The sequence below is a fragment of the Salinibacillus aidingensis genome (assembly GCF_055393355.1).
Window position 1 is genome coordinate 3,343,571 of record NZ_AP043759.1, and the last position, 23,524, is coordinate 3,367,094.

Annotated in this window: 27 protein-coding genes; 10 read left to right on the plus strand and 17 right to left on the minus strand. The window is 33.5% G+C overall.

What is annotated here, in order from left to right; translation table 11 throughout:
• Positions 1-366 precede the first annotated feature (366 nt).
• The 5 genes from ACZ5OK_RS17090 (at position 367) to ACZ5OK_RS17110 (ending at position 3,175) form a co-directional block, all read left to right on the plus strand.
• Positions 367-861, plus strand: coding sequence for a sigma-70 family RNA polymerase sigma factor (locus ACZ5OK_RS17090; RefSeq protein WP_343844033.1), 495 nt, complete (start codon positions 367-369; stop codon positions 859-861).
• A complete protein-coding gene (locus ACZ5OK_RS17095) occupies positions 858-1,952 on the plus strand; it encodes an anti-sigma factor (RefSeq protein ID WP_343844035.1) in 1,095 nt (364 codons plus the stop codon). Before ACZ5OK_RS17090 ends, ACZ5OK_RS17095 begins: the two co-directional genes overlap by 4 nt.
• Positions 1,940-2,263: a hypothetical protein gene (locus ACZ5OK_RS17100; RefSeq protein ID WP_343844036.1), complete on the plus strand. Its 324-nt coding sequence runs from the start codon at positions 1,940-1,942 to the stop codon at positions 2,261-2,263. Before ACZ5OK_RS17095 ends, ACZ5OK_RS17100 begins: the two co-directional genes overlap by 13 nt.
• A 208-nt stretch (positions 2,264-2,471) precedes the next feature.
• A complete protein-coding gene (locus ACZ5OK_RS17105) occupies positions 2,472-2,738 on the plus strand; it encodes a hypothetical protein (RefSeq protein WP_343844039.1) in 267 nt (88 codons plus the stop codon).
• Positions 2,739-2,893: 155 nt separating this feature from the next.
• The gene (locus tag ACZ5OK_RS17110) at positions 2,894-3,175 is read left to right on the plus strand and encodes a hypothetical protein (protein ID WP_343844042.1); all 282 of its coding nucleotides are present in this window, start codon (positions 2,894-2,896) and stop codon (positions 3,173-3,175) included.
• A gap of 436 nt (positions 3,176-3,611) precedes the next feature.
• On the opposite strand, the gene ACZ5OK_RS17115 is transcribed toward ACZ5OK_RS17110, so the two are convergent.
• The 4 genes from ACZ5OK_RS17115 to ACZ5OK_RS17130 all read right to left on the minus strand — a co-directional run bounded on the left by ACZ5OK_RS17115 (position 3,612) and on the right by ACZ5OK_RS17130 (position 7,045).
• Positions 3,612-3,821, minus strand: coding sequence for a hypothetical protein (locus tag ACZ5OK_RS17115; protein WP_343844045.1), 210 nt, complete (start codon positions 3,819-3,821; stop codon positions 3,612-3,614).
• A 235-nt stretch (positions 3,822-4,056) separates the two neighbouring features.
• Entirely contained in the window at positions 4,057-4,830 is a 774-nt protein-coding gene (gene istB, locus ACZ5OK_RS17120) for an IS21-like element helper ATPase IstB (RefSeq protein ID WP_343844048.1), read from the minus strand.
• Between the two features lie 2 nt (positions 4,831-4,832).
• Positions 4,833-6,371 carry an IS21 family transposase gene (istA, locus tag ACZ5OK_RS17125; RefSeq protein WP_343844050.1) on the minus strand — a complete coding sequence of 513 codons (1,539 nt, stop codon included), beginning with the start codon at positions 6,369-6,371 and terminating at the stop codon, positions 4,833-4,835.
• Positions 6,372-6,517: 146 nt separating this feature from the next.
• Positions 6,518-7,045 carry a sigma-70 RNA polymerase sigma factor region 4 domain-containing protein gene (locus ACZ5OK_RS17130; protein WP_343844053.1) on the minus strand — a complete coding sequence of 176 codons (528 nt, stop codon included), beginning with the start codon at positions 7,043-7,045 and terminating at the stop codon, positions 6,518-6,520.
• A 159-nt stretch (positions 7,046-7,204) separates the two neighbouring features.
• Here ACZ5OK_RS17130 and ACZ5OK_RS17135 point away from each other — a divergent pair, with 159 nt between their 5' ends.
• From ACZ5OK_RS17135 to ACZ5OK_RS17145, 3 genes are all read left to right on the plus strand, one after another.
• Positions 7,205-8,122: a S8 family peptidase gene (locus ACZ5OK_RS17135; protein ID WP_343844056.1), complete on the plus strand. Its 918-nt coding sequence runs from the start codon at positions 7,205-7,207 to the stop codon at positions 8,120-8,122.
• Positions 8,123-8,474: 352 nt separating this feature from the next.
• The gene (locus tag ACZ5OK_RS17140; protein ID WP_464758236.1) at positions 8,475-8,705 is read left to right on the plus strand and encodes a glutaredoxin family protein; all 231 of its coding nucleotides are present in this window, start codon (positions 8,475-8,477) and stop codon (positions 8,703-8,705) included.
• Positions 8,706-8,736: 31 nt separating this feature from the next.
• Positions 8,737-9,093: a hypothetical protein gene (locus tag ACZ5OK_RS17145; protein ID WP_343844063.1), complete on the plus strand. Its 357-nt coding sequence runs from the start codon at positions 8,737-8,739 to the stop codon at positions 9,091-9,093.
• Between the two features lie 119 nt (positions 9,094-9,212).
• On the opposite strand, the gene istB (ACZ5OK_RS17150) is transcribed toward ACZ5OK_RS17145, so the two are convergent.
• Both istB (ACZ5OK_RS17150) and istA (ACZ5OK_RS17155) read right to left on the minus strand, forming a co-directional pair.
• Entirely contained in the window at positions 9,213-9,956 is a 744-nt protein-coding gene (istB, locus tag ACZ5OK_RS17150) for an IS21-like element helper ATPase IstB (protein WP_343844066.1), read from the minus strand.
• Positions 9,943-11,508, minus strand: coding sequence for an IS21 family transposase (gene istA / locus ACZ5OK_RS17155; RefSeq protein ID WP_343844068.1), 1,566 nt, complete (start codon positions 11,506-11,508; stop codon positions 9,943-9,945). Before istA (ACZ5OK_RS17155) ends, istB (ACZ5OK_RS17150) begins: the two co-directional genes overlap by 14 nt.
• 148 nt (positions 11,509-11,656) lie before the next feature.
• On the opposite strand from istA (ACZ5OK_RS17155), the gene ACZ5OK_RS17160 reads away from it, so the two are divergent.
• Positions 11,657-12,124 carry a hypothetical protein gene (locus ACZ5OK_RS17160; protein ID WP_343844070.1) on the plus strand — a complete coding sequence of 156 codons (468 nt, stop codon included), beginning with the start codon at positions 11,657-11,659 and terminating at the stop codon, positions 12,122-12,124.
• Between the two features lie 18 nt (positions 12,125-12,142).
• Positions 12,143-12,316, plus strand: a complete 174-nt coding sequence (locus tag ACZ5OK_RS17165) for a hypothetical protein (RefSeq protein ID WP_343844072.1) — start codon at positions 12,143-12,145, stop codon at positions 12,314-12,316.
• A 205-nt stretch (positions 12,317-12,521) separates the two neighbouring features.
• On the opposite strand, the gene ACZ5OK_RS17170 is transcribed toward ACZ5OK_RS17165, so the two are convergent.
• The 11 genes from ACZ5OK_RS17170 to ACZ5OK_RS17220 all read right to left on the minus strand — a co-directional run bounded on the left by ACZ5OK_RS17170 (position 12,522) and on the right by ACZ5OK_RS17220 (position 23,498).
• On the minus strand, positions 12,522-12,773 hold the full coding sequence (locus tag ACZ5OK_RS17170) for a hypothetical protein (protein ID WP_343844074.1): 252 nt from the start codon (positions 12,771-12,773) through the stop codon (positions 12,522-12,524).
• Between the two features lie 241 nt (positions 12,774-13,014).
• A complete protein-coding gene (locus ACZ5OK_RS17175; protein WP_343844076.1) occupies positions 13,015-13,464 on the minus strand; it encodes a hypothetical protein in 450 nt (149 codons plus the stop codon).
• The gene (locus ACZ5OK_RS17180) at positions 13,465-14,202 is read right to left on the minus strand and encodes a permease prefix domain 1-containing protein (RefSeq protein ID WP_343844078.1); all 738 of its coding nucleotides are present in this window, start codon (positions 14,200-14,202) and stop codon (positions 13,465-13,467) included.
• Entirely contained in the window at positions 14,189-14,539 is a 351-nt protein-coding gene (locus ACZ5OK_RS17185) for a PadR family transcriptional regulator (protein WP_343844080.1), read from the minus strand. The genes ACZ5OK_RS17180 and ACZ5OK_RS17185 overlap by 14 nt, the downstream gene beginning before the upstream one ends.
• A 538-nt stretch (positions 14,540-15,077) precedes the next feature.
• Positions 15,078-16,790, minus strand: a complete 1,713-nt coding sequence (locus ACZ5OK_RS17190; RefSeq protein ID WP_343844082.1) for a hypothetical protein — start codon at positions 16,788-16,790, stop codon at positions 15,078-15,080.
• Between the two features lie 485 nt (positions 16,791-17,275).
• Positions 17,276-18,175 carry an S-4TM family putative pore-forming effector gene (locus ACZ5OK_RS17195; RefSeq protein WP_343844084.1) on the minus strand — a complete coding sequence of 300 codons (900 nt, stop codon included), beginning with the start codon at positions 18,173-18,175 and terminating at the stop codon, positions 17,276-17,278.
• Positions 18,176-18,286: 111 nt separating this feature from the next.
• On the minus strand, positions 18,287-19,285 hold the full coding sequence (locus ACZ5OK_RS17200; protein WP_343844086.1) for an SMODS domain-containing nucleotidyltransferase: 999 nt from the start codon (positions 19,283-19,285) through the stop codon (positions 18,287-18,289).
• Between the two features lie 635 nt (positions 19,286-19,920).
• Positions 19,921-20,640 (minus strand): IS21-like element helper ATPase IstB, encoded by a 720-nt coding sequence (gene istB / locus ACZ5OK_RS17205; RefSeq protein WP_343844088.1) that lies wholly within the window; start codon positions 20,638-20,640, stop codon positions 19,921-19,923.
• Positions 20,640-22,139, minus strand: a complete 1,500-nt coding sequence (gene istA / locus ACZ5OK_RS17210) for an IS21 family transposase (protein ID WP_464758237.1) — start codon at positions 22,137-22,139, stop codon at positions 20,640-20,642. Before istA (ACZ5OK_RS17210) ends, istB (ACZ5OK_RS17205) begins: the two co-directional genes overlap by 1 nt.
• A gap of 114 nt (positions 22,140-22,253) precedes the next feature.
• Complete coding sequence (locus ACZ5OK_RS17215) at positions 22,254-22,775, minus strand: hypothetical protein (protein WP_343843174.1); 522 nt, start codon at positions 22,773-22,775, stop codon at positions 22,254-22,256.
• Positions 22,776-22,820: 45 nt separating this feature from the next.
• Positions 22,821-23,498 (minus strand): hypothetical protein, encoded by a 678-nt coding sequence (locus ACZ5OK_RS17220; RefSeq protein WP_343843176.1) that lies wholly within the window; start codon positions 23,496-23,498, stop codon positions 22,821-22,823.
• Positions 23,499-23,524 lie beyond the last annotated feature (26 nt).

Here is a 23,524-nt window from a genome sequence, read left to right on the forward strand (position 1 = left end):
GTACATAAGAGAACAACTATCCCTATTTAATCTTACTAGCAAACTTCTGAATACTTAAACAACTTCTTTCGTCAATATCAAAATATTTTTTATATTTTCAGCATTGGAAAATAATATTCATCTACATGTATTCTTTTTGTTTAATACTAATAAAAAATAAAGAAGATAGAGGTTAGTTATCAAATTTTTAATAAAAATAAGTATTAGAACAGCTGTGATAATACATTGAATGAAAGAAAAAAATAATGATATTTAGAAACACCGGGTACCCAAAAATTATCAACAAAACTGGAATTCTACATTTGTGATAAAGACTGCAACTTTTAATGACCTAAAACCGTTGTATATATGAAAGGGGGAGAATGATTGGATATCCAACAACTGTATAAACTTTATATCCATGATGTGTATAGATATACTCTCTCTCTTTGCAAGGATAGAAGTTTAGCAGAAGATTTAACCCAAGATACGTTTATGAAAGCCTATCAAGCGTTAGATAAAAGCCCACCAAAAGCGTTAAAGTCTTGGCTCATTAAAATCGCTTACCATACCTTTATTGACTATACGAGGCGAAGTAAAAAGGTAAGTTACGAAGAACCAGAATACTTTACTGGATATTCATCTGGTGATTCAGTCGAAGAGGTATTTCAAAAAAATGTTGAGAAGGAAGAGTTATATAACAAATTAGATCAATTAAAGCCAATGCAGAAAAAGGCAATTGTCATGTGTGATTTAGAAGGGTTTTCCTATAAAGAAGCAGCTTCAATCCTTTCTATAAAAGAAAACACATTAAAAACCCATATTTTCCGTGGGAGAGGTAAACTTAGGCAGCTCTACAAGAAAGGGAGTGTTGAGGAATGAGCGAGGAATGGAAACAAAAGTTACAAAAGTATTATGGTGGGCACCTCTCGGATGAAGAAGCAGAAGAAATTGAAAGGGATTTGGAAAAGTTAGATGCCTATCAAGAATTAATATCAGAAGAGCTTGGCTCTGAAAAAGACGTTCAAGATGAAGATCTTCCACCTGAGAAAGTAAATAAAATTTTAAAAAACAGTATTCGCAATGCTAGGTTTTCATCCGTAGCGTATGTAATCATGATTATTTTACTGATTTATCCTATTATGACGATGGCTAGTTATATATACTATGGCTGGGGTGGCAAGGCAGAAGACCTCATTTATGTGGCGATTGAAACGGTCTATGTCACAGAACCAAATGTAAGCTTAGAAGAAATGCAAATTAAGGAGAATGTTGGGTTATTTACGTTAGATGTCAATATGGATTTATACAAAAGAGTAGGTAAAGAGGACATCAAACTAGGCGACTGGAAAGTTACTTACGAAATGGATAAAGCAGAATTAATAAAAAGAAACTACATTTCTGAAAATGCACCAATGGAAATCCCTTATTACGATACAAAAAAGCTTTATCACCCAAAAGCTGAAATAACTAACAAAGATCCTGATGCGTGGGATTCCCTAGAGAAGCTTCCTGAAGGTACAGTTGCTGAAGTATATGTATCATTAAACGAGTTAAAAAAGCCAGAGGATATGATTGGGGTTACGGAAGGTCTTGATGTGGAATGGCGTTGGTATGCTATTGATACAGGTCTGGAAGCATCAGGTAAAAGTTTAGAAGGTGGATATTTAACACCTATCGGGTATCCTGCTCAACCTGATCCAGATGGATGGTCACCATACCACAATAGAAAGCCAAATGATCAACAGTTTATGGAAAGTCTCCGCTTTCTCGAAAAATATGAACAACAAGCTGTGGATATTGCACATGCCAAATGGTTAGACCTTGACCATCGTATAGAATACATTGAAGATCATGGGCTTAAGTCTTATGGTGGTGTAATCACTGGTCCTACAAAAGAGATTTTAAAATTAAGGAATAGTGAATCGATTCGGACCATTCATATTGGGGAGGTGCGCTTATGGAATTGGTAAAACGATTAGAAGAAAAAAGAAAAAAACCTAAGCTAAGAGAAACAAGGTTAGGGATATTTTCCTTTATATGTGCACTATTGTCATTAGCCTACATGAATGTCTATTTGATTACGCTCGGCGGTTTAGATGGGCTTTCAAATTTCTTTTTCCAATTTACACCAACAATTGGTGTTGTTTTAGCTTTAGTGAGTTTTACAAGGTTTAACTACAAAAAAACATTTACTTGGTGGGCTTTAGGTTTGTTTCTATTTATGTTAGTTTGTGTTTTTGTAATTGGCTTTTTTGAATTTACCATTTATCCAAAACCTTAACCAAAATAGGGTAAACATTCACTACTTTACTAAAGTGGTAGCAGCTATGTTTAAGACGCAAATTTGTGGAAAATTGAAAAAAAGATGATGTCATTCTATGTTAGAGTAACGATGTAATTAGATTTTTCCACAACTAGAGGGCAAGAATTTCGAAGGAACTTCAAGAATTATGGATAAATATGAACTGTTGAATTTAGGAGGATGTTAAATGACTAAGAAATTATGGAAAAGCTATACTTTCTTGATATTAAGTATGCTGGTAACACTAACACTTATCGAATTTTTCTTTATTGGGTTTGGTTCTGATAATCAATCATTGTTAAAGTTTATGTATTATCAAATCTTTGTATTAGGGATAGCTTCTTTAATAATGGGGTTTTGGAGTTTCATATCTAAATTAGCATTGCAAGTATCAACTGTTATTGCTTCAGTCTTAACAGTAGCAAATATTTCACTATTTTTATTCTTTTTTTAACTTTTGCGCTGTTGAAAGTGATTGTGCGTATTTTATAAAATAAAAAGTTTAACAATATAGTCTTGGATATGGCTAATGAAAGAGTTGTAGCAAATTTCATTGGCTACTTTTAAACAATACGGTCCGATAATAAAAATATTTCAGGGGTGACTAAAATGAGAGAATTCTCTTGGTTAAGTTACTGGTCTTTATTATTAAGTATATTTCCAATACCATTTTTATTTGCAATGATGTATGCCCTAATAAGAATTCATCCTTATCTCGGTTTTTTTCTTATTTCGTTGTCCATAATTCTATCTTTGGTTTTTGGGTTTATAGCTATTTTTAAAGATACGGAAAAAAATGCACTTGCAGTTATGGCAATTATCATCTCATTTGGGAGTGGGGTATTTTTCGCATTTCTCTTAATGATGGCCCAAATGGGTACAACTGGGTAATTGCCCAGATTGTTCAGGATAAACTATTCAACTAAAGGGCAGTTACTTTAATAAGCTCCATGATTAAAAGATCTTCAATATACACCATTTATATAATGGCAGTATGTTGAAGGTCTTTTGATATAACGGAAAAAAATCTTTAACAATTAACCAATTAACTCCATGTGAAGAAGAGGTTTTTCCTTTCTCATTATTAACTTATACCCATCTACGATTGGTTCGTTTGCGACACCAAGTTATAATGTTGCAATCGCATTAGATAGAAGTCATGTAAATATGTATTACCCTGTTGGTAAAGGATAAGGCTTATAACCAATAAACAAAAAAAACCGAGTGAAGTTTATTTTCCTCACACGGTTTTTTTATCCTGTACCTATTTTATTGTTATTGTAAAAGACTCTATTTCTCACTAAACAACTGCTCCTACTTTCCCGTATTAAATTGCTTGGACAAACTCCCAAAAACCGGGGCTATCATTACGTTCAAATAGCCTAATTTTTTCAATAATTTTTATTATAATCTCCTGTTCTAAATCTTCGCGTTCTTGAAATGCCGTGTTTCTAATGCTACTTTTTATTCTTGGGGTTAATTCCTCAATTACTTGTTCAACTTTTTCATTTTCCAGCCGATCCCCAGAAGATTGCACTCGGCACGCGGAAGACATTCTATCACCCTTTCTATTATTTTATGTTTCTCTTTTCCCACTATTTTCAGCTTCTAAACCTAGATTCCCACGAAGTTTATTTAATGCTTGTTGGTGAACTTTCGATATGTTTTGAGGGGATTCATCAAAGAGGTCAGCAATTTCCTTGTTAGAAAGGTGTAACCGTCAAGTAGAAATAAACAATTTTTCACAAATAACTTTAAACAGGTTTTCACAATTAAGACTCAACAGGTGATGCATCAAAAATAGCCTTGCGATACTTCATCCGTATGCTATCTGCCTCCTCATCAAACGTTAGGACCTCACTACGGTGCAATAATCTGTCGAGAATGGCGGTGGTGAGAGTGGGATCACCAAGAAATTTTCCCCACTCACCAGGTCCTTTGTTAGAAGTTAGAATAAAAGCTGCTTTATCATATAAATCATATACAAACTGGAAAAATAAATGAGCTTCTTCGGCATCATAGGTCATATACATCACATCATCAATAATGACGAGATCAGAAGAGACAATGCGTTTATATTTTGTCTTGGATTTACTGATATAGTCTTTTGTCTTCAGTATGTACATTAACTGGCTCATTGAGGTAAAGGATACCTGGTATCCACGTTCTACGGCATGTATACCTAGAGCTACGGACAAGTGTGTCTTGCCCGCGCCAGTTGGCCCCATCATGATTAAAGTGAAATGCTCATCTATCCAATGAAGTTCCTGTAAAACGTGAAGTTGCTTTTCTCCAATCGCATTTTGCTCCTTTAAATCATACATTTCAAAGGTAAGATGCTCCGGGAAATCTGCCCATTTCATCATCTTTTCCATGTTCTTTTGCTCTCTGCACCTGATTTCATAACTTAATACTTCATGAATCAACTCGTGGTACGTCCAATTTTTAGCCTCGGCGTTTCTCAATATTTCCGGCAGTTTCTTTGCCGTCTCGGCGAGACGGAGGGTTCGGCACTTTTCCTGTAAGTGGTCATAAACCTGTTCCATTTTCACTTCCCTCCTGATAAAACTTCAAGATAAACATCTGTTGATCGTTCCGGTGCAACTATGGATTTGTATTTTTCATTTGGTTGCACGTTTTGCGGAGAAGACCGCAGCCGTTTTTCTTTCTCAATGGCTAAGGACTTGATCACATCTCGATAGTCATTCGCGCTTGTCATATTCATTTGCTTAATCTTCTCAATTGCTTCCTCGGCCTCTTTTGGATAGCTTTTTATGGAATGCTGAATTACTTTAAGCTGATCTACTAAGTGCCGCGGATAACGATCCTTTAACACACCAATAAACCATTTAATAGATGTCTTGTCAGGAAAATAATCTTCAATCTCATGAATTAATAAGTCTCTTTTTCCCGTATTCTTATTACGGTGTTCTGGATCCGTTATTATTTTTCCTTTCTTAGGGGATATTTCATGTTGAGCTATAATTTTCCCAGCTTCTTTAAATCGTATATACAGGCACCCCTCTTTTTCTATGACGTATACTTTATTCTCAGAACCGGACCGGTAGGTACCTTTCGGGACACTATAGCGGTTGCCACCATATCGAATGATATTGTTCTTATCAACAGTTCTTGTTATACTTGGCTTATGAATATTATCGAAAAGATAATAGGTATTTGAGATCTGACGTAAGTGCGGCTTTTCCAGGGCGTGCACCTCGACGGGTCTCTTTTTTATATTGTGATGGACTTTATAGTTCCCTGTGCGTGTTAGCCAGGCGAGACAGGAAGCATTCCAGTCATCAATATTATGAAAGGTACGATGGTTGCTGAAGTTGTTTTTGACGAATTTGACAACTTGTTCGACTTTTCCTTTCGATTCCGGATCACTTTTCTTACATAAGTAAATGCGGAATTGCCTGGCCTGGTGGTATTTCGTGAATTCTGCCGTCATAATTAGATCACCGGCATTTTCGTTTACTGCCAAAAGGGCATCTTGGTCGTAGACCATTTCTTGTGGTATTCCCCCAAAATATTGGAATGCATTTTCATGCATATGAATGACATCGGTTGTTCGAAATGGTCGGTCCAGCCATTCTACATATTTGTATCTCGAATGCGATAATATGAAAGCGATGAAATATAAGCGATGCTTAACCTTCTGGCTGCCTTCCACAACCGTCTGGCCGAAATCAACCTGGGCTTGAAGTCCCATCGGTAATTCCGGGACTGCACTGTAAATTCGCTGAGTCTTCACTTTGGGAATGTAATACTTATCACGTAATTCATTCACATAATTCCTTACTGTATTCTCACTCACACCTTTCACTTCTAATTTCTCTTCTAGCCAGTCATGAATTTGAGCTGCTGTTAAATCAGGGTGTTCTTGCAGCCATGCTATTATATGTGCTTGGTAAGGATCTAACTTTTTCCCTCTAACCCTTAGCGAATTTACAAATTCCTCAAATTCATCAGGATTCATTCTCAAATAATCTATCACCCTATTTCTGGATATCCCTAACTTCTTCGCAATCTTACTCTTTGAAAAGCCCTCCGAGTATAAACGATGAATTTCAACATAAGACATGTATTTCTCCACTCCTGGATCCCCACTTTCAATAAACTAACTCTAGTATATTGAAAGAAGGGGGAAATTTGGAATAACTGTTTAATCTGACTTGTGAAATTCTGTTGATTCTTATTTGTGGAAAACTGTTGAGTCTAGTTTATCGTTTACAAAAGGTTATCCACATAAAATAATTTAATCACTGATCTTTGTTTTTCCGTTAATACGTCTATCGCATAGTATAGCATTGTTGATGTAACGTAATCTCCTAAATCATGTGCATTGTGATTTACGTACATTTCCTCGAAATTGGGATGTTCCACAGCTAATAGGCTTCCGAGAGTCTCGCCTTCTTCTTCATCACCCAATGGCTTGTCAACAATCAATGGAAAGCGTTCGCTTAATTTTCGGTGCTTTTTATCATAGTCAATAGAGTAGATACGAATTAAAGTGATTAAATATTTCATCATCCTTGCTTTTTGGTAATAGTACCTAAACGCCTCATCAAGTTCATTACAATTTAACTCTGTCGGAAATTCGATAACGTTGTTAAGAAGCTTTACATTGTCTGGTTCCTCTAAAAACGCTTTCATTATTGGTTCTTCTAAAACCTTTTGGATTTGCTCACCGAGTTCACTATATACCTCGTCATAGGAGTTCCTTACCGTTCTACTAGAACTATTCTCAGTTTTCACAAACTATCCCTCCTATATTCTAAAGTGAAATAAATAGGGTTTTTATCAACTATAACAACATTTTTTCGAAATTTTTGTCAGAATGCCGCGAAGTGGTTGATAAAAATAGTTTCTATTTCACTTTGTTTAGTAACGGTAATTCATAAGGAGGTATTTCAAATGAAAAAAATATTTTTATTACCCACGGAGTTTGATGAGATTGTAAAAGAACCCGAAAAAATCCCATATGGAGTGAAAACGATCGACGCACCACAAGTATGGGGAGAAACAAACGGAGGGGCTGGAAATGTTGTTGCTGTTATTGATTCAGGCTGCCAAGTAGACCATCCAGATTTAAGAGGCAATATAATTGGTGGCTACAATTTCACGAATGACGATCAGGGAGACACTAGTAACTATTATGACTATGCAGGTCATGGGACACATGTTGCTGGTACTATTGGGGCTATTGATAATGAAACAGGAGTTGTTGGAGTTGCTCCAAACGTGAATCTCTTAATATTAAAGGTTGTTGATAAAAATGGTGTTGGTTCTTATGAGAACTTAATTAACGCAATAGAGTATGCTACTAACTGGCGTGGTCCCATGGGTGAGAAAGTATCAGCTATGAATATTTCTCTTGGAGGTCCGGAAGATGATCCAAATTTATATTCTGCTATTTTAAAAGCATTAAGGAAAGGAATCATTACGGTTGCTGCGGCAGGTAACTATGGTGATAACAGAGCGACAACTGATGAAATTTTATATCCTGCGGCATATAAAGAAGTCATTCAAGTTGGAGCTGTTGATCCAAATTTAGCTATTGGCCCTTTCTCTAATTCAAATATAGAGGTTGACTTCGTAGCACCAGGTAGCAATATTTTATCAACATTCCCAATTAGTACTTATGCTAGATTAACGGGAACCTCAATGGCGGCACCACATGTTACTGGGGCTGTAGCGCTATTATATAACGCTTTTAATGCCTGTGATCAATCTAAAATACCTGGTAAAGTTTTTGACTATTTATCAAGGCATGCTAGGCCGTTGGGATTCCGTAGTACGTTAGAAGGCAACGGATTAGTTCAATTGAGTTAAATAGTTTTCCTATTATTTATTAAATTACTTATTACAAAAGGAAGGTGGGAATATGGAAACCCAGGAAAAGTTGTATAAATGTTTTATAGAAGCTCGTTGTTGCCAACTCTTTTATGCAAGTTGTATAGATGAAACTTGTACAGAGGAAGAACGATCCTTTTTTCAAGAACTAGCTATACAATCTACGTGTCAGGTAAATGCAATAAATGATTTCATAAGTGAAAAATATAACCATTCATTTTTACCTAAGTATAAAAGTTGGAAATTTATATTAAATGGTTGATAGACATCGTTAAAGAATCACTTTATATAACAAGATAGCAGATAGGAGGTGTTCAAAATCAGCGGAGATGTGACTGTCTATACTAATCCGAATTGTGGTTTTTGTCACAAGCAAATTAACTGGATGAAAAACAATGGTATAGAGTTCAACGAAAAAAACATTAAAGAGAATGAACAATACCGTTCTGAATTTTTTAATCTAGGTGGTCGGGGAACGCCTTTTTCAATCATTAAAACTGATTCTGGATATGAACATATCCGAGGATTTAATATTCAAATGTTAACTGATTTGCTTCTTTAGAAATTATTTAAAAAAAGAAAGGAGATGTCTTATGTTTACAGCAGGTAAAAGGTTGAATAGTGCAGAAGCTCAAGAACTGAATTTTGAACTGAAGAACAAAATGGGAGAAACATTGGATAATATTCTAGAAGCATCTAAAAATTATGTCGAATTTGATGCAAACAAATCTTTAGAAGAAAGGGGTGTTAAGGTATTTAACATCTCTGAAAAAGATATGAATAAAGATGTAATCAATTTTCAACAATTGGATGCTAAAGGCAAAGGTCTCCTTATAAAGTACAATGAGCGATTCCAAGTAGAACTCGCCGAGATTATAAATTCTAACACTCAAGACTCCAACTTAATTATCTTTGTCAACCTTGTAAAGAACAAAAATGGAAGAATGTGAAGAAAGACAGAGGTTAGATCCACCTTTGCCATCTTTTTGACCCACTTCGGACAAGAAATTGATCCACTCGTGCCATAAGTGAGCCACTATCAAATCTGATAGTGGCGTGAGTAAATGAATTATTGATGTAATCCGTTGCGCTGTCTCATGGACATCTTCCCATCAATAAATATATTATAAGAGTCATGTACAATCCGGTCGAGAATGGCATCTGCGAGTGTATCTTCGCCAATCTTCTCATGCCATCCCCGTGGGTCGAACTGCGAACAGAAAATGGTGGAGGCTTCTTGATGGCGTGCTTCTACTATTTCAAGAAGATCTCGGGACTCCGTTTCATTTAACGGAGTTAATAGCCATTCATCTAAAATAAGTAAATTAACTTTCTTGTATTTTTTCATTACCTTTCTGTAAGTACCTTCACCTCTAGCGATCGTCAATTCATCTAATAAATCCGGTAATCTAATATACTTCACTTTATAGAATTGCCGGCATGCAGCTATCCCGAAAGCGCATGCTAAATATGTTTTTCCATTACCTGAAGCTCCCATTAAAATAATGTTGTGATGCTCTTCAATGTAATTTCCCGTTGCCAGTCTTAGAATCTGAGTTTTATCCAGTTTTCGGTCAGGATGATATTCTATATTCTCAATGCAAGCCTGTGTATCACGTAATTCAGCCGACTTAATTAGACGGTCAAGCTTGCTATTTTGTCTTCGGGACCATTCAATATCCACGAGTAAACCAAACCTATCTTCAAAAGATAATTCCTGATATTCAGGGTTCCTTAGTTGCTCTCTGAATGTTTCCGCCATCGCATTCATTCTCATCTCATTTAACTTCGTTAATGTATTATCTGTTGTCATTATTATTTCCTCCATAGTATTCCGCACCACGGGTGAATCCATAATTGTTGCTGCTGTTTTGTGTGCTGGTTCGTTTGGTTTTATTTTCTACTGGCAATTTGTCTTGTCCTGTTTTTAAGATTGTTTGTATGCTCTTCAGCTTAGGCCTTGGTGTATAAGACATAACTCTTTCACAAGCTGTTTCGATTCGCTCAATGGAGTATTTGTCGGCAAGTTTCATCAGGCCGTATGTGGATTTTAAGCCTTGCTTTTCATTTGAGTAAGATTCCAGAATCCTTTCAACTGTCAATAAAGTGGCTGGACCAGCGGTCTCTCCCCACTTAAGAATGGACTCTCTATCAAACTCTACGTACTTTCTATGATCTCTGGGCATATGGTCAGGCAAGGAACTATTCTCTCCTTTTTGACCAATAATCCTCTTATGCGATGCTATCCTTATATTTTTATAAAATATCTCGATTATATTTCTAGTCACTCGAATGTCTACGGTACATTTGATATAATCATAGGGAACAGAATAATAATTGTTATCTATATCAATGTGATAGTTGTATGGAACAATCGTTGTTGTCCAACCTGCTATCTCATATGGCGAATTAGGCAGGGGTAATAAGGCAAACTTTTCTTCTTCTAAGAATGCTTCCTGCCTACTTCCACTTTTTTTCTGGAATGGCTTAGTGTTCACTTCTTTCAGCTTGTCTTTAATTGCGTTGTTTAGCTCGGAAAGAGAAAAGAACTTTTCATTCCGGAGAGAGGCGATAATCCATGTTGATATATGCCCAACATTCCCTTCTACACTTGCCTTGTCTTTGGGGTGCCGCACCCGTGCCGGAATAATCGTTGTGTGATAATGTTCCGCCATTTCCTGATAACTAAGATTGATAACTGGGTCAGTTTTAGACGACTTGGTTACCCCAGTCTTTAAATTATCTGGTGTAACGATTCTCGTTACTCCCCCATAAAATTCAAAAGCATGAATATGGGCTGTAATCCAACTCTCCACATTCATGGACAAAAAACCTTCCACGTACGCATACTGACTACATGGCAACGCAGAGACAAAGATATAAACAGGGATTTCTTCTCCTGTTAAATTATTTGTAAGGTGCATTGTTTGTCCTGCCCAGTCTACTTCCATTTGTTCTCCAGGTTTTCTCTTAATCCGCATTGTTGCCTTAGTCTTCCTTGCATAATCATTGTAAAATCTACAGAACTGGCGATAGCTGTACGGAACTTCGTTACTCGCCCTGCATTTTAAAGAATACTCGTCCCATAATAGAGAGAGTGTTACCCCTGACTTAGCCAGCTCTTTGTGAATATAATCTCCATCAGGCCTCCTGCGATGGTCGGAAGGGGATTGTTTCTCAGGAAATAAAAGCATTTGAAGATCTACATCGGTCAAGTCCTTCTCAAAGGGCCACTCGACACCTTTCTCCCCCGCCCTCCGAATCACTTCCCTAACGGTGTTCCGGGAGTGTCCACAGCTTGCTGCTATCCCCCTTTGTGTGACTTCCTGCGCGTGAAGTCTTAGAATTTCTCGATACTTTACCACACAAAAACCTCCTATATAATAAGATTGCACCAATGTGCCTCTTTATTATATAGGAGGGTGGGTCAGTTATGTCCTTAATGGATCAGTTTTATGGCAGAGGTGGATCAAAAAGATGGCATAACTGGGTCAATTCAATGGCTGTAATCAAATGTTCAAACAAAAAATGAAATATGTTAATGGTAAATTGATTTATTCTAATGACTTCCCGTATCAAGGTGAAGAGCTGCCTTTCTTACATGAAATGTATGAATCAAATATTTCCGATGATGTTATCTCCACACAAGCAATAGATGTTCCTTGTTTGGAAGATGGCGGTGGAGAATGTTGTGCTTTTGAAAAATATGCATTAAATATTATGCCTACAGTATATTATGAACACTGTGGAGAAAATTGCGGTGTTCGTGGAGATGATGGTGGTGGACCACCCGTTAATGAACTAGATGAATGTTGTGCCCAACATGATGCATGTTACTACACTTTTGGAGCAGATGACTGCGAATGTGACCAACAGTTAATTGATTGTGCACAAACAACAGATGATGCAGGTGCTGATCGCCTTGCTTTAGCAATAGATTATAAAATGGCACAAAACGATTGTCCGCAAGCAACTTATTAATAAAGGAGTTGAGCTAAAATGAGTAAAAAGTTTAATGAATCGGAACAAAATATAACAATTCAAAGTCTTTTGTGTGTACAGGCAAGAGATTGCTGCGGTTATTACAATCAAGAATGTTGGGGACAAGAAGACCCCTTCACAGGTGAAATCACATGTGTAGATCCTTACTTTTGCCAAATTCCAAACGCTTAAAAACCAAAAAAGTCACAGCATAAATTGTGTATAAAACGCTCAGATATCATTCATATCTGAGCGTTTTTCAATGTATTATTTTTTTAGCTATTTGCATAACTTAATTCAACAAAAGCAATTTTTTCTAATAAACCTAACCAAATAAAAGCCCAAGAAATACCATAGGAGCTTTGCAAATTGGTTATGGATTAAATATACACTTACTTTAATGTGTTAGAAAAAGGTAGAATAATATTAATTCAATAAACAATAAAATAACAAAACTTTTTACAGTTTTAAGTTTTATTTGTAAGAGATAGGTTATTAACCAAACCACCATTACAGAAATCGGGAACACATAAACACCTTCAAGTTCTCCAGATGAAAAAGCTAATATTCCCCACGTGAAAAACAGACTAAAGCCAATACTGATAATTCCCAACAAAATATTTATAATGTGTATTGTTTTTGTACTCATTAAAACACCACCTAAAATAATTATAACATCGATAATTCAACATTTCTTCCAATTACTTTTTAAAAGGGTAATCTTAATTGGCTTATTCAAGAATCGCACCCTTTAGTCGTATCCATTTGTCTTATAGTATATTATAGTATTTGAGTTTTATAATTTTCCGCCTCATTTCAGGTACTTGTTTTATAATGTGCATTGCTTTTGTACTCATTAAAAATAGCCCAATAAAAAAATCATTAACTATTCATCTCAACTCGTTAGTGCTATTACGTTTTTTACCAAAGATAAGTGAAACATGGTAGAAAATTAAAGATGCTAATAGTCCCAAAGTCATAAAATTGAGCAAGCTATTGGTTATTAAATATGCTTCACCTTCTGAAATAGTAAGAACCATTAAAAAGATAAAGGCTACTACAACTCCAAAGATTCCATATATAATAAATTCTGTTAAATATCGTTTCCATTTAGAATCAAAAGTTTTTTGCCCTACTAGTTTATCGATTAAATATGAACTTGAAATCCCACCTATCAAATAAACAGGAAGAGAATACATGGCAAAAATCATCGCTGTTGACCATAAAGGACTGTAATAGACATTTGGTTCTCGCTCAGAAACGGGAACATGGTTCAAATAAGCCATTAAGAAACTAAATAAAATCGTTGATAATAAGGCAATTATAATTTTTTTAATCATCTATAAAACCTCCTTTATGTACTTTTTAATATAAGAATTAAGCAATAGCCAAACAATAATGAGTACTCCAAACACAATGAATAAAGCAAAAGGAATTAAGTATATCCAAAAGCTTTTCTGTTCATTTTGCTGCATTTGGACGAACCATTTATCGTTCAGTTTATAACCTCTAGTAATTACATCTTCAGAATTTGCAGGTTCCATTCCTAAATAAGTATATTCAGCGTCTTGTACGTTCACTGGAAAAACTTCTTCCATTCCTTCTTCAGAATAATAAACTGAAAGGTGTATGATCTCTGATTCACCATTAAATGAGCTAATTTGATTTTGTATCTGAACTTTTTCTTTTGCCGATAATTCGGAATCCTCATTGATGTGTTTGGCAACACTTTCCGAAAGTTCTTTACGTTCCTTACTTGCATCGGGCGTTGTTATTGCAGCCCATGAAAGAGCAATAATCCCGATAATAAATACACCGATAGAAAAACGCAATAATTTCTTCGCAAAAAGCCTTTGACTTTTAAAGAACTCCATTAATCCATTGGAGAGTTGCGTTTGATCCCCAAATCTATCGATTGCCATTTTAACAGCTTCTTTTTCCGATTTACCTTCTACTTTTAGTTCTTCAACAATTTCTAACAAGTGAGACCGCATTTCTTCTTTTAAATCTTTTATTTCTCCCTCACTTCCATCAAAGTCACGATAAACACTATCTATATATTGGTTAATTTTCTTCATGATTTTCTCCCCCTTCCAAAAATGAATCGATAATTTTTTTAACAAATTGCCATTCCGAACGCTTTATTTCAAAACCTTCCTCACCTAGTTTAGTAAGTTTATAATATTTTCTTCTTCCTCCTGGTCCTTGTTCATCACCCCAATACGATTCAATCCATTTATTCTTTTCTAATCTCTTTAAGGATAGATAAAGCGTGCCTTCCTTTATCTCAAATTGATTATCACTTTTATCGCGAACGTATTTTGCTAACTCATAGCCATACATGTCTCTGCTATGCAAAAGAGATAGGATTAACGTATCAATATGACCTTTTAACACTTCTTTGTTTATTTCCAATGTTTATCACCACCTACTATATTATCTATTATATCTACATTACTATATAATACAAGGTATTCATTTAAAAAAATATTGGAAATAATAAAAGTTTCAAACTTGGCAGATTTCCTTTCTTCAATTATTCTGCCCGTTAGTTTTAATGAATTACTTCACAATCCAAATGTATGATTTCAAATATTTCTATAAATTCGGTTTACACTAAACTGTTTATTTAAGAAACTCCTTTCAATCATTTACTTAATGCTCGTTTTTATCAAACTTTATTCCAAAGCTACATGAATGGCATGCGTAATAAATTCAGTACATATATCACGTTCACTTAATTTCTCCTTGTTTACAAGAATCACTCTCTCATTTATGTCTATTATAATTTTATTTATGGAATAAACATTATGATATTGTCGTTATATTCGAATTCTTTTTATGTATAATTTCACTAAATACTTATAGAGCAATAGTGATAAATGCAAAAGCACTCTGTTATCCTCCTCCAACATCTTAAAAGACCTAAAATACTCTCCTATAAATATTCCCCTTAACCAATCAATATCATTCTATGAATACTCAAAGGACAGCGTTTTAATAGACTATGTATAACAATATATATACATTTAATTTGCTGATAAAATTTATCCTTTAAAACATTTAGACCTTGGAAATTTTCACTATTTATTAGTAAAGCGTTAGTATTTTCGTCAATTTTATTAATGCTAGATATAACTTTTCTTCTTAAATTTTCATTTTCTATCAGTTTAGTGTCAAGGACTAATTGATTGTTTGATTCTAAATCACTTATGTTTTTAATAGGTGTGTTATATTCTTGTTTAAATTCTTTAATTATACTTTCTTCTTTAAGAATTTCTCCATAAATTTCATTAGGAACCTTGTCTAATGAAATTAAGAAGTTTGTACTTAATATTTTTTTCTTCATCTTAAAAAGATTTTTTTGAAAAGATTCAATGGCATCAAGGAAATCGATAATTTGATCAACTACATTATTAAATGCCTTGCCAATTATTACAGTTGTATTATCTTGATTAGCGTGAAATATATGGTCTAAATCAGAGAATATGATGTTTTTAATATACTTCTCTTTTTCTTTAGTTAAAAACCCTTTTAAATCCTGATGTATAAAATAATCTGAGTCATTGCCAACATAGAATTTATTAAGGTTTTCATCCAATTTGTATACTAAATTCATCAACTGGTCATCTTTAAGTGCCTCTTTTCTTTTTTCATTATTACTTCCCAAAGTTTTAAATTTATCATGTTTAACTAATTCACTAAGGTACTTGTCCTTTTTTATATATAACTTAGATATACCCTTTAATTGACCATTTTGAATTTTATTATAATTACCCTCAAGGTTATTAAATATTAATGACTTCTTTTTATCATTTTTATATAAATAGACATCACAGTCTTCCTCGTAATTAAATACTTCATTTAAAATTGCCTTATATATATTATCTTTTGGCGTGGATTTTTTGGATAAATTAAAAATTACTCTATATACATCATCTATTTTCTCAATGCGTTGAAACTCATAATGTTTTACTTGACCTGACTTATTATTGTTATGAGTAAATTCTTCTCCTTCTGAACTTGACTCAAATCGATATTCTATTACTTTATTATCAATATTAAATTTTACATTGTTAAACCCTTCTGCTGTCTTAATATAAATATTTCCTTTGTTTTTCCAATGAAATAACTTATCCGAACCATCATAATCTGAATCATATTGTATTTTATAATCTGAAACAATTTTGCTATTATAACCAAAATCCCCATTATTATAGTAGTTCTCAAAAAAGTTAAGTATGTAATTATAAATTTTATCTTCTAACTCACTTTCGATTCTAGAACTATTGCTGTTTTTTAATGTTTCAAGTGCTTCCAAAATCTCTTTTTTATTTTCGGGGTTTTTATAATTAACAAATTGTACAATCCTTTGATAATTTGAAGGAACATCTTTTATTAAATCCTGTTCGTCAGGCCCACCTTTTTCATTTACAAAATTCTCCACAATAAACTGTTGAGAAGCCATTTGATCATTAGTGATTTCACTTAAAGTTTTTTCTATAGTTTTCCTTAAACTATCTTCTTCATCACTTTCTATAAATCTATCTATCTCTTTTTGTTTTAATTTCAACAATTTAAATACACCAAAATCTAAATCATTTTCATTATAGTGAAACATTTCTTTCAGATGAAATTTTAATTTTTCAAAGGAATTTGTAGCCATCTTATAATCCTCCTGATCTTACTTATTATTTGCTTATAATTTTAACATATAAAAACCTAAACACCTTTTATTGTTTATTTATCAGTTACAAATTTGAATATAGAACTAATTTTAGTAGTTTTAAATATTTCTCTGTCCTTTAAAAATATACATCGTTACATATCTTTGTTTTCCTATTTTTTTGTTTTATTTCTATGCAATCTTTTTACTTCCCTATTAGACCAAAAAATAAGAGTGCTGGGGAAAGGAGAAAGTCCAACACTCTTCGTATAAATTATAATTATAAAGATAGAAAATTGGTTCATAAACTTTGTACTTTGAAATTTGGCTTCCTAAGCACGTCAAATACACGCTGGTAATTTATCTTATCTTTTATATCATTTAGGTATTCTCCTACTCGAATAACTTAAAGTATTCCTCACACTTACAAATCAATTTATCACCTTTTATAGGTTGAAACTTAACGCTGAAGCAATAAAATTACTTCAACCTGTCTCTTCTCTTAGTTTTTCTTTCAAATCAGAAATAAATTCGTTTGAATGTTTTTGAAAGTACTTTCTTCGGAGATTATAAAATTTATTTGGAATGGGTGCAAACTTGCACCTTCGTTCATAAATACATGATTGAATTTCTTTTGCCTTATTAATAATATTATCGTTATTATACAAATGTATGTTTTCGTATATTTCAATTAAACTTTTATTAATATCTTCGCCTTCTTTAATATTTTTATAATTTTTATAAATGTAACCAAGTCTATCGATTAGTAAAGTTAAAAGAGGGTAAAGACTACTTATAAGAACAACTATGCTCGTAGTTCTATATATAATCAAATATATTATTATTAATAAAGCAAACAACAGTATATTAATTCGTTGAAATTCTCTTCGTAGATTTAATTCCCATTCACAGTTTTCAATCTGACACAATATAATTGCTCTATTACGGGGAACACCTTCAACATTTGAATACCAGTCTTTCACCCCCCCATCCTCTCCATTATGTGTTACTTCAAATTCATATTCATTGGTGTACTTATTTTTTAATTGAATGGCTAATTTATGTAATTCTGTCGTTTTTATTTTAGGTGAAAATAAATCGAAACCAAATAATGTTCTATCAACTATTTCTTGAATATTGGCAGCATTATTTAATTTATTACTTTCTCTTATAGATAAAATAATAAATGACATTAGCCATAACACGTAGAATAACTTAAAATAAATATTGTTTTGAATAAAACTGATTGCACCTAAAATGTAGAAGAATAAACTAACACAAAAGAATATCGACAATATGCCTTTTGATCTAGAATACAGTTTTCTTTGTGCAAATAGGTATAAAAGTAATTCACTAGTATTTTGTTTTTTATTAATATTATTCATAATCTGTTTAGTAATTTTCTTCTACTCCTTTCTGTATCTACTTAGTTTATTTTCACGAACTGTTCTACTAAATGAAACCAGCCTGTTTATCTCTAGCCATATATAATTCAATTAACCATATTTAGGGAACTCACTTCCTAAGATTTCACCCCATTTTTTTATTGATTTCTCATGATCTTTGTTTTCAGTTTCTTCTTTCACTGCTTCACATGCCTTATCATAATCATTGTTGGCTCTATTAGATATTTTTAATTTTTCATCATAAGTAAGCGTATTTAAATCTCCCTGTATTTCCTTAGGATCATATATCGGGTTCCAAATATTATTGCTAATAAACAATAATAGATCCTTAAATCTTAGATCAATATAATCGCTAGTTTCATCACGGATATCATAATATTCTAATAATAAACATTCTAACGCATATGAAGGAACCGATGGCATCGTAGGTCTCACATTCCAATATTTAACTAGCCTTATGGTATCTAGTAATTTTCCACTGTGTTTTTGATTTAACGAGGTTACTCGTACTCTGTCTTTTCGTGGATCAGTCTTCTGCCAATTGCCTTTACCATCTGGGATTAAATAGTAACTTCTATCGTACGAATCAGTTTTGGTCATAAAGCAAGGGACTATATCAAAATTCCATTCATATGATTTTAGTTGTAAAGTTGCAGCGGCTTCATTTTTATGAGTTTCAGCATGCTTATAATCATTAATATTTTTAAGTCCAGTAATAAACTTATTTATAACCTTCGTCGAATTGAGGACATTACTATTGTTATTGCAACAATTATATTGAGGAGAATTACTATCATGCACGTATATTTTAACTTCATTTAGATTTTCATAATAAGAACTACCATCAGCATTTATTCCTATCATATTATCGATATCGTTTAGAGGTCTTATCTTTGTTCTCCTAGCAAAAGAACCAAATGAAATGTCAATATCACTGTATAAGTTAAAAAAATTACTATCAGAATTTAACCCATGAATATTATCAATTAAATTATCACGACTTTTTCTTGCTCTTTTTGTCTTATTGGGATCTAAATTCACATTTTTACCCATGAACTCATTAAATGCACCATTTACTGTAGTAGCCATATATATCCCCCTTTTAGATTCGTTATCCACAAAATATAATGCTGTTTGGGTTGGTGACATGATTGAAATGTGTTTCACGTTAACGGTTGTGGTTTGAACTGATTGGGGTTAGTCTAATCTCTATCCAAAGACAGAGTAACGTGCTTGGTATTCATGGTGGGACTATTCCGTTGTTGTTGAAGGGTTACCCTTCCTTAATATGGAATATCCACGAATCTATTGTATCACAACAACCTTTTTATACGTAACAAACTACGAACAAACTTTCTTGTCCAACAGTTAAATTATCAAAATAATGAAGAGAGGATCTATCCTCCCTTATTTGAATCAGTTATGTCCTTACGCTTAAAGAAATACTTTTACAAATACTAAAAACATAATCCCAAGGATTAAAGTAAGTAATACAACATGAGCAGCCCTAAGAACACATAGCAATAACCTTTGTCTTTTTGTCATTAGTAAATTCTCCCTTCTATAAGAATAGATTGTATGCCCTGACCTTCTTGGGAACATTACTTCTCCAAAAAAGAAATGCACACAGAGGCAGAGATTATCTGTCTGTGTGCTATTTGTATTTGGCAAGTAAAAAATGTATGAAATGGCATTTAAAAATGTATGCCACTTGCCATCCCTGATTATTGCTGAAGTAAAGACTCTTTGTAACGAAAGCTTTCACCATTAAATACAAGTAAATGTGAGTGATGAATGAGGCGATCTATGACTGCCTCCGTTAATATTGGATCTCCAAAAACATGGTTCCATTGACCAAATTGAAGGTTTGTCGTTATAACTAAGCTTTTGGTTTCGTAACACATGGAGATCACTTGAAATACCAATTCTGCACCCTCTTTATGAAGAGGAATATAACCTAATTCATCCAAGACAAGTAGGTCCAATTTTTCTATTTGTTTCATTAGTTTAGGGAGGGAACCTTTTTGGTTCGCCTCAATTAACTTATTCGCTAGAGATGCCACCGTAAAGAACTTCACTTTACTGCCAAAGCTATGTATGGCATTCAAGCTAAGTAATGTTGCCAAATAGGTCTTTCCTGTTCCAACACCACCATATAGAATGAGATTTTCCTTTTGATGGATAAAATGCCCTTCAAGTATCTCTTCCCGACTAATCCCTTGAGGGATTTGGATATGTTCCCATTGAAATGGCTGATTTCCGGTCTTTGGCAGTTGTGCCTGATTTAATAATAAATTGATTTTTCTCTCTTCTCTATTCTGCACTTCTTGTTCGAATAACTTTAAGAGATACTCCTGGTGATTTTCTGCTTCTACTTCATGAAAATGTTCTCGTATCCAACTTAACTTTAAGCGTTTCGCATAGGCTTCGATCTTGTCCTTCATTATGATTCACCCCTTTCTTGAAGAAGAGAATCATAATGGGATAACCCTCTTGTTGCTGCTGGCATTTGCGGTACTGAAATATTAGGCTCGATCGTATCATAAGTATTGTCTTGATGAAGAAGAGAATAAAAACAATGCTTAATTTGATCAGCACTTGGATGTCCATGTGAAGAGGCCATCGTTAAAGCTTCATTCAACAATGAAAAGTCATTATTCTTCAGAAGACTTCCTAGTAAGCGTAAGGTACTCTTCTGTTCTTCCTCCGTACAATTCCTTAAATAATCAGACCATACAAATGGAAATTGGTTATAAAGACTCGAATATTTGATAGCTCTCGGTCGTTTAGATAATAAATCTAAATATGGTTGCCAGATCATTGATTTCCGTTTCACACCATATAGTCGATCGTGTTTGACAATGACATCGTTATCTTCATTCAAAATAGTAACTTCATTATAAGTAATGGATACTCTTACTTTTTGCTTTGCAAATCTAGGAGTAGTAGAATATTGTTTTTTGTCTATAGTTACGATGCCATACTTGTCTGCTTTTACTTCTTGATAACGAGCACATTCAAATTTCTTTTCAGGCAACATTAGCCAGTTGGCTTGATCTTCTTCATATAATTTAGATTGAAAAACCTGTTTATCATAATGTAGACGCTCACGGTCTTCTTCGGCTAAGGCCCATAATGTTTCGTTAAAATGGTCGAGATCTACAATCGTATTCTCTGGTAAGAGAAAGTTATTTCTCACATATTTAATCATGGCTTCGACATGCCCTTTTTCATTGCCCTTTCCAGGGTTACAAAATTCATATTGAAAGCCATAATGTAAAACAAATCTCTCAAACGTATCGGTTAGTTCACGTTCTCCTTTAGAAAAGATTTTCTTCACGGCTGGTGAAAAATTATCAAAACGAATAGTTTGGGGGACCCCACCCATATGATGAAACATCCGTTGTAACCCCTCTAGTAAACACTCTGTATTTTCCGAAGGAAATATTTGAAAATAAAAACCATTACAATTCGGAAAAGACATAACTAGATATGGAAGGTCAATCACCTCGGACATATACTTAAAAGGTGCTGTTCCAAAGTCAACCTGAGCCGTACCAGGAATCGATTCGAGAGGTAATGCGGCATCCTCCATCGTTTCTTTTAATTCCTTTTTTCTTCGAGATACATAATCCCTCACTGTTCGATCGGATCCTTTGAAACTATGAAATTTCTTTAATTGTTGATACATTTTCTTTGACGTTCTATGGTACTTCTTTTTCTTGTTTAAATCTTCTTTTAACCACTTGTCTATAATAGGCCTAACAGGGTCCAGTACTGGAGCTTTGCGCTTTTGTTTTTCCTTCCTTTGAAATTCCTCTTGATTTGCATATTTATTTACTGTACGTGGATCAATCCCCATCTTCCTACCTACGCTGGCATATGTTTCTCCTTTTTGATTTACCTCATATCTGATATAATCAATTTCAGCCACTGCTAACATCTCCTTAATAACCTCCTGTCGAACGTTGTTGGTCCAACGAGGAGTTTAAAGTTATTTTGAGAGGTTGGCAAGTGGTTTTTTATTTATATAACTCCCTTTTGGGAACTACATAAATTAACTGCCAAAGACTACATTTTTAGTTTGCCATAAACATCTAAAAAAGCATCTAACTTCTTGCCATGATAATATTAATGGTTCCTCCATTATTTTTTGTCCTTTAGCAAAAGTCCCTTTGTGTCTTTCTAATTGCTTTTGATCTAGAAATGAGTTATAACCAATTTTATTTTCAATCAATATAGAAACATTATTTGAAATTATTGCACCATCCGGTATTCCATATTCCTTAGGTACCCCTTTTCTTATTTCTTTATTTTCCGCAATTCCAACTACTACTCCGATTGTTGTAATTTTTGAAAGTGGCGAACTTACTTGGTAGCGATATTCATAATTATTTATTGAGTTTGTATCTATATCTAACATATTAATAAAGGAAGTCGTTAACTCATTAGAGGAGTGCTGTAATACATTTAAAAATGCCTTTGTTACATTATTTTCGATTTGAAGAATTTGTGTCTTTTTAGAACTGTTTTTAGTCTGCCCCCTATAGTAATGAAATATATTTTGGTAAATTGACATTCTGAGCCCTCCTTTGAATCTTTAATTACTAAAACAATATAAATATTAGACTTCACTATCAATCTTTTCGACAAAAAAAGATAACCATGCTAATCCAATTCCAAGATAGGTAACTAATGGTAATAATAATTCCTTTAATGATAATCCAACTAAGCCTGCTGTTATGGTGGCTATAATGGCTAAATATAAATTGATTCTTGCTTTGATTACTTTTGGAGGGATATTCTTTACAGAAATATGATACATAAAATAAAACACTAAAAATACAGCGGACGTTAAGAAAAATATGTTATAAAATAACTTACTAGAATCAAAATTAAAATTAAGCATTGCATTTACAAATGCAATACAAATGCCTACGATAAAAAAAGATGCAAAAAATGAATAAATTATTATTCCATATAAAAAAGACCAATGATTAAATCTATCAAACAGTTGTGCTGGAGTTTCTGTCTCTTGACGTATAAATCTTGGTGGCTTTAACCAATAAAATCTTAGACTTAAGATAAAAAGTATTGAAAACATTGTTATCATTAACAATCCCAAAAGTATATTATTTAGTATTTCACTGACTTCTTTTAAGTAATACAATAAGGCTCCTACTAAAATAATTAATCCAAAAAGTATATTACCGGCCTTTTGCATACCTAAAAAACCCGGACTCTCTAACCAATTTATTACTTTTATTGATTCTAAAAATAATTTTTTGAAATTTTCCTTCATAAAAATCTTCTCCAATGTATTTTTGT

Coding starts and splice junctions, on each gene's coding strand:
- ACZ5OK_RS17095 (WP_343844035.1), top strand. CDS start 858: ATGAGCGAGGAATGGAAACAAAAGTTACAAAAGTATTATGGTGGGCAC.
- ACZ5OK_RS17100 (WP_343844036.1), top strand. CDS start 1,940: ATGGAATTGGTAAAACGATTAGAAGAAAAAAGAAAAAAACCTAAGCTA.
- ACZ5OK_RS17105 (WP_343844039.1), top strand. CDS start 2,472: ATGACTAAGAAATTATGGAAAAGCTATACTTTCTTGATATTAAGTATG.
- ACZ5OK_RS17110 (WP_343844042.1), top strand. CDS start 2,894: ATGAGAGAATTCTCTTGGTTAAGTTACTGGTCTTTATTATTAAGTATA.
- istB (WP_343844048.1), bottom strand. CDS start 4,830: ATGGAACAGGTTTATGACCACTTACAGGAAAAGTGCCGAACCCTCCGT.
- istA (WP_343844050.1), bottom strand. CDS start 6,371: ATGTCTTATGTTGAAATTCATCGTTTATACTCGGAGGGCTTTTCAAAG.
- ACZ5OK_RS17135 (WP_343844056.1), top strand. CDS start 7,205: ATGAAAAAAATATTTTTATTACCCACGGAGTTTGATGAGATTGTAAAA.
- ACZ5OK_RS17145 (WP_343844063.1), top strand. CDS start 8,737: ATGTTTACAGCAGGTAAAAGGTTGAATAGTGCAGAAGCTCAAGAACTG.
- istB (WP_343844066.1), bottom strand. CDS start 9,956: ATGACAACAGATAATACATTAACGAAGTTAAATGAGATGAGAATGAAT.
- ACZ5OK_RS17160 (WP_343844070.1), top strand. CDS start 11,657: ATGTTCAAACAAAAAATGAAATATGTTAATGGTAAATTGATTTATTCT.
- ACZ5OK_RS17165 (WP_343844072.1), top strand. CDS start 12,143: ATGAGTAAAAAGTTTAATGAATCGGAACAAAATATAACAATTCAAAGT.
- ACZ5OK_RS17170 (WP_343844074.1), bottom strand. CDS start 12,773: ATGAGTACAAAAACAATACACATTATAAATATTTTGTTGGGAATTATC.
- ACZ5OK_RS17175 (WP_343844076.1), bottom strand. CDS start 13,464: ATGATTAAAAAAATTATAATTGCCTTATTATCAACGATTTTATTTAGT.
- ACZ5OK_RS17180 (WP_343844078.1), bottom strand. CDS start 14,202: ATGAAGAAAATTAACCAATATATAGATAGTGTTTATCGTGACTTTGAT.
- ACZ5OK_RS17190 (WP_343844082.1), bottom strand. CDS start 16,790: ATGGCTACAAATTCCTTTGAAAAATTAAAATTTCATCTGAAAGAAATG.
- ACZ5OK_RS17195 (WP_343844084.1), bottom strand. CDS start 18,175: ATGAATAATATTAATAAAAAACAAAATACTAGTGAATTACTTTTATAC.
- ACZ5OK_RS17200 (WP_343844086.1), bottom strand. CDS start 19,285: ATGGCTACTACAGTAAATGGTGCATTTAATGAGTTCATGGGTAAAAAT.
- istB (WP_343844088.1), bottom strand. CDS start 20,640: ATGAAGGACAAGATCGAAGCCTATGCGAAACGCTTAAAGTTAAGTTGG.
- istA (WP_464758237.1), bottom strand. CDS start 22,139: ATGTTAGCAGTGGCTGAAATTGATTATATCAGATATGAGGTAAATCAA.
- ACZ5OK_RS17215 (WP_343843174.1), bottom strand. CDS start 22,775: ATGTCAATTTACCAAAATATATTTCATTACTATAGGGGGCAGACTAAA.
- ACZ5OK_RS17220 (WP_343843176.1), bottom strand. CDS start 23,498: ATGAAGGAAAATTTCAAAAAATTATTTTTAGAATCAATAAAAGTAATA.